Source organism: Heliomicrobium undosum (assembly GCF_009877425.1).
Taxonomy (GTDB): Bacteria; Bacillota; Desulfitobacteriia; order Heliobacteriales; family Heliobacteriaceae; genus Heliomicrobium; species Heliomicrobium undosum.
Genome location: NZ_WXEY01000047.1, coordinates 1 through 4,831 on the forward strand (window position 1 = coordinate 1; position 4,831 = coordinate 4,831).

General features: G+C 49.0%; 4 protein-coding genes, 3 tRNA genes and 1 pseudogene. 1 reads left to right on the forward strand and 7 read right to left on the reverse strand.

The genetic code is table 11. The features are described from left to right. Nucleotides 1-285: 285 nt before the first annotated feature. The 3 genes from GTO91_RS17420 to GTO91_RS17430 form a co-directional block, all read right to left on the reverse strand. Nucleotides 286-361: transfer RNA gene (locus GTO91_RS17420), tRNA-Thr, on the reverse strand. Nucleotides 362-554: 193 nt separating this feature from the next. After that, a tRNA-Met gene (locus tag GTO91_RS17425) sits at nt 555-630 on the reverse strand. Between the two features lie 6 nt (nt 631-636). Continuing rightward, a tRNA-Asn gene (locus GTO91_RS17430) sits at nt 637-711 on the reverse strand. Nucleotides 712-1,417: 706 nt separating this feature from the next. Here GTO91_RS17430 and GTO91_RS17435 point away from each other — a divergent pair. After that, complete coding sequence (locus GTO91_RS17435; RefSeq protein WP_161259988.1) at nt 1,418-2,233, forward strand: hypothetical protein; 816 nt, start codon at nt 1,418-1,420, stop codon at nt 2,231-2,233. A gap of 78 nt (nt 2,234-2,311) precedes the next feature. On the opposite strand, the pseudogene GTO91_RS18295 reads toward GTO91_RS17435, so the two are convergent. The 4 genes and pseudogenes from GTO91_RS18295 to GTO91_RS17460 all read right to left on the reverse strand — a co-directional run bounded on the left by GTO91_RS18295 (nt 2,312) and on the right by GTO91_RS17460 (nt 4,556). Then, nucleotides 2,312-2,764, reverse strand: a pseudogene (locus tag GTO91_RS18295) (universal stress protein). A 165-nt stretch (nt 2,765-2,929) separates the two neighbouring features. Beyond that, entirely contained in the window at nt 2,930-3,289 is a 360-nt protein-coding gene (locus GTO91_RS17450) for a YciI family protein (protein ID WP_207709051.1), read from the reverse strand. Between the two features lie 17 nt (nt 3,290-3,306). Continuing rightward, on the reverse strand, nt 3,307-4,035 hold the full coding sequence (locus GTO91_RS17455) for an MBL fold metallo-hydrolase (protein ID WP_161259990.1): 729 nt from the start codon (nt 4,033-4,035) through the stop codon (nt 3,307-3,309). Continuing rightward, a complete protein-coding gene (locus tag GTO91_RS17460; protein ID WP_161259991.1) occupies nt 4,035-4,556 on the reverse strand; it encodes a GNAT family N-acetyltransferase in 522 nt (173 codons plus the stop codon). The genes GTO91_RS17455 and GTO91_RS17460 overlap by 1 nt, the downstream gene beginning before the upstream one ends. Nucleotides 4,557-4,831 lie beyond the last annotated feature (275 nt).

A 4,831-nucleotide genomic window follows, 5' to 3' on the forward strand; every position in this document is an offset into this window, starting at 1 on the left:
CTTGATTCGCAACTGTTTGATTTTCAAGGACCAGTTTTTTCTAGCCCGTTTATCGGGCGGAATCTTATAATATCACGTTTTATTCAGCATTTCAACTGGTATTTTCAAGCATTTGTTCATTTTCGTTTGAAAACCTTTTGAGTGTCACCAGTCAAGCATCACAAGGATTCATATCACGCAGATAATGCATCCTGCATGAGGCCGAATAAAAATCCCTGTCGGAGACAGGAATGACATTATACCATATTAATTGGATGTTTTTCAACCGGAAATGTTTGGTTGAAATGGAGCCACTGACCGGGATTGAACCGGTGACCTTATCCTTACCAAGGATACGCTCTACCAACTGAGCTACAGCGGCATATGTATGGTTATGGATACTTCAGATAGAAAAGATGGAGCGGAAGACTAGATTCGCGACCCTCGCCTTGGCAAGGCGATGCTCTACCGCTGAGCTACTTCCGACTCTTGAAACGGGTTTTGCCGCCTACACGATTTCGAGTCGCGCGCCTTTGACCAACTCGGCCATCTCTCCAAGAAAAACGAAATTAAATTGGTTGCGGGGGCAGGACTTGAACCTGCGACCTTCGGGTTATGAGCCCGACGAGCTACCAACTGCTCCACCCCGCGACGATATGGCTCTTCGAATAGGATTCGCACCTACAACGTACCGGTTAACAGCCGGTTGCTCTACCGTTGAGATATCAAAGTCCGCTGCCTTACCACTTGGCAATGCCGCCCTTTTGGACGGAATTGTATCTTAGCAATAAGTCGTTAGAAAGTCAATGTTATTTTCATCCTTTTCCGTACTTAGCGGTTCTTAAATCATTATTCTTCCAAATGAGTTTGTTTGGCGTTTTAAAAATAAGCAAAACACCGAAAAGGTGTTTTTTTATAAAAGTTTCTCTGTATTAATTGCCTATATTCTGTCGTTCCACTATTAACTTGACCATTTCCTCGAATTCAGCATCCACGGCCCTCTTTTGTTCTTGGGAAAGTTCTTCGTAAATCTTACAATACATAAACTCCGCAAGGCCGTTAATAAAATAATAGTTGTTTTTATTTGTATCGATCGGATTCACCCCCCTCCCCAAACGATTATAAAATAAACGACAATAAGTATGGGGGGTTATCGTTCGTCAAATTCCGTCAAGTTACACATAGGTTTTGTCCAAGGAGTAATTCGCCATGCGAGTGGCCATTTATGCCCGCGTTTCCACCGACGATCAAGCCGACCGGAGCACCGTGCAAAATATCAAAAAGCCGGGACTATTCCGTTACCGGCATTTGACGCGACGCCTTGGCCATGGACCTTGTCCATAGAATACAAACCGACTGCTACGATTGATGATCAGCCGCAAGGACGCAAATACTACATCATATGACGGAACAACCCAAGCAACAGCAAAGGGAAGATTTGGACCGCTGGGTCATTGATTTTTATCAACTGCTGAACCAGCCGGTTCAGGTAAAAACCGCCCTCGCGCCTGAAGCGTCGTCCGAGGGTTATGTCGATCTGTCCCGTGGAGCGGTCAGCATAAACCGCCTGCTGGCGCAGGACTGGCAACCGCCGGCCCCTGACTGCCTGGAAGCCGCCTTGGAGCGACTCCTCGACGCCATGGCCGGCCACCGCTGGTTCCGGGTCCGTTACGGGATTAACGAACTGTTTAAAAAGTACTTGCGCGATTTGGCTGCTTTCTCCACATCAGGCTCTCCTGGCGTTACGGTTGCTACGGGCGTTACGGGTGCTGTGGATGGTCCACCTGCCTGGAGCGGTCCAAATGCTCCAGGCGCTTCAGCCACAGCAAGTGCTTCAGGCAATGCAGATGCTTCATCCGCTGCAGACGCTCCATCCGCTACTGGCGATTCTGGCAGTCAGGGGGCGGCCTTCGATCCGGAAAAACACACCCGGCGGTATATGGATTTGGTCGGCCTCATCTTCGAATACGGCCACTCGGCGGCCTTCCCCTTTTCAGAAAGCCTCTGGACCTACCTGAGCGCCTGCCTGGAATCGGTCGGCCTGGCCCTGGCGGAACAGGAACTCTGGCAGGCTTTGAAGGTAGTCATCGAGGAAACGGCCGCCATGGGCCGGCAGGCCGCCCGCAACGGCTTGCAGACGGCGCCGCTGCAGCATTTCCTGCGGCGCCTTGAAGACAGTTGCTGCAGCAAAGGAGAAGGCGGACGTGAAATCGCCCGCCTTGCCCGCAACCTCCGCTTTAATCTGGAGGTGTAACCTGTCCTTTGTCTGTCTTTTGTCAGAGGTTCTACTCTTATGTCATTCTTTTTACCTGCTATTCACGTCTATGTCCGGTCAAGCCTTGTCTTCCTTGACGACCATCACGGGGCACTTGGCCAGGTGGAAGACGCGGTCGCTGACACTGCCGGCCAGGAAGCTGCGGAATTCACCCATGCCGCGCGATCCCATGATGATCAGCTCCATGCCGTTTTGCTCAGCCGTGTCGACGATGACAAAGGCAGGGTGACCCATGTTGGCCTCGGTCTTACAGGTGAGTCCCTCGGCTTCGAAGACGGCCCTGGTGTTGGCGAGGACCTAGTCAGCAATCTCGTTCATCTTGTCTCGCAATACGTCAGGATCAAAGAAAACGGCGCCGTCAGATCCGAGAAAGTACTGGTGGGATAGGTCAAAGACGTAAAGGACAGTCGTTTCGATCTGCGGGTCAAGCTTCATCAGGTGACAGGTGTAGCGGGCCGCTTTCAGGGCATTTTCCGAACCGTCAGTGGCCAATAGAATCTTCTTAAACATACGCAAACCCTCCCCCTCTTTTCACCGCATTTTCCTTCCTTTACCTTTATTATTCCACAAAGAGGGGTGAATTCCTGCTCCTTAGGATTTCAATCACGAGTCGATTCAAAATATTCTTTCCTTTCATGGTTTTTCTGCTTGCGATTTGCCTCCCTCTGCTGACTCTTATCTTGATGCGATTTTTCTCACTTCAACACTCGTGCCTTCCCCAAGCAGAATCGGGCAACCTTTGGCGATGTTGACGGCTTCCTCGAAGTTCATCGCCTTGATGATGATGTAGCCTGCGATCGATTCTTTGTCTGCCCTGTAAGGTCCATCCTGGACAACATCATTCCGCCGTAACACCGTGCCTTCATTGGACAGATGATTGCCCCCTGCGAGCCTGTCTTCTTTGGCAATACCGCTGATCCATGACTCCCATTGCTGCATGTATATTTCCATCTGGGCCGGAGTCGGTTGCGCTTCTTCGGTGATGTCCATTCGGAACAGCAATAAAAATTTATCCATCTGATTATGATTACCCATATCTGACACTCCTCCAGTTATTCATTTACTAGCTTTCGTAGGGAAGCCGTTATGTTTCGAGAAAATACTCCGCCGTGATAACAGATGATTGTATCTATACCCAAGCTGAGCAATTTTTGAATCGACTTCTTTGCTTCCACCATATCCAACGTGTACTGCGGATTGGCGATGCAAAGTTCATCCTTATCTACAACCAGAGCGTCACCTGCAATTAAAACTTTTGATGCGCTCACATAAAGGGAGATATGTCCCGGCATATGACCGGGGGTGGCGATGATTTCCGTTCCCCCGCACCACGAAAAACGTTCCCGATCATCGACGACGCAATCGACCTTCGCTGATTCATTCGATTTCAGCAATTGATGAAAGTTCTCGGCGTCCGCTTTTTGCGCCTCCGGCAATAAATCATATAAGGCTTCCGCCTGTTGCAACCGCAACGACTTCTCTTTCCCGATGATGTACTTTTCTTCAATACGGGACGAGATGATCTGCACATGGGGATATTCCCGCTTAAAATCGGCCAAAGCGCCCATATGGTCAAAATCATGGTGGGTAATGACGATTTTGGTTAAGTCGCCAAGATTGATTTCTTGTGCTTCCGCCGCGTTTCTGATCATCGGGAGAAAATGAGGATAGCCACAATCAATCAGAACCGTATCTTGCTCATCTTTGAGGATGACCGGCCAGATCGTCTGCGCCCCGCTGCCAAAATTGAAGTTGACCGGTAATGTAATGATTCGATTCATCAAATTGCTCCTTCCTTGGAAACTGCATAGAGGTAAGTCAATATATTTCTATTTCTCTTGTTAAAAAACTCCTTCTCCTTTTCCATCCCAATGTTTCTCGCCACCTGAATAGAGGCCAGGTGATCAAAGGGCATATTGGCGCACAACCGATTAATACGTAAGGACTGAAAGGCATAGTCCTTGCAAGCCTGCGCGGCTTCGACGGCAAAGCCGTTGCGCCAGAAGGGATGGTGGATGATATACCCCAGATCATGTTCCCGTTGACCGTCGATCTCTGCGATCAGGATTCCGCAATCGCCGATCATCTCTCCCGTTTCTTTTAAAATAATGGGCCACCTGCCAAAGCCAAACTGCCGATAACTTTCGATGTTGCTTTGCACCCAGTTTTCGGTCTGTTCCAATGAATACGGCGCAGGCCAAAAACGCATGGTGATCGGGTCGGAAAGAATGTTGTATAGCACAGGGATATCATTAGGAGAATACTTTCTTAGGATCAATCTGTTTGTTTCGATGATATTCATGTAACGCTCTCTTTCTTCGGTTCCGGTTTCTCAATCAAACCCAAGTTTATCACGAACCGCTGACTTTGGCGAAATACCAGACACTGGCCAAAGATACATTGCACTAAGTAATGAATAAGACCCCTCTTTCGCGCGAAAATGCGGAATGGGGTCTTCTGGTTGTCTTTATGCAGCAAAAAGCCCACCGCTTTTAACAGCGGTGGGCTTTCCCTCAAAACCACACAGAGTTTGTTTCGTAAAGCAAGCAAGTAAGGTCAAGTCCTCGACCGATTCGT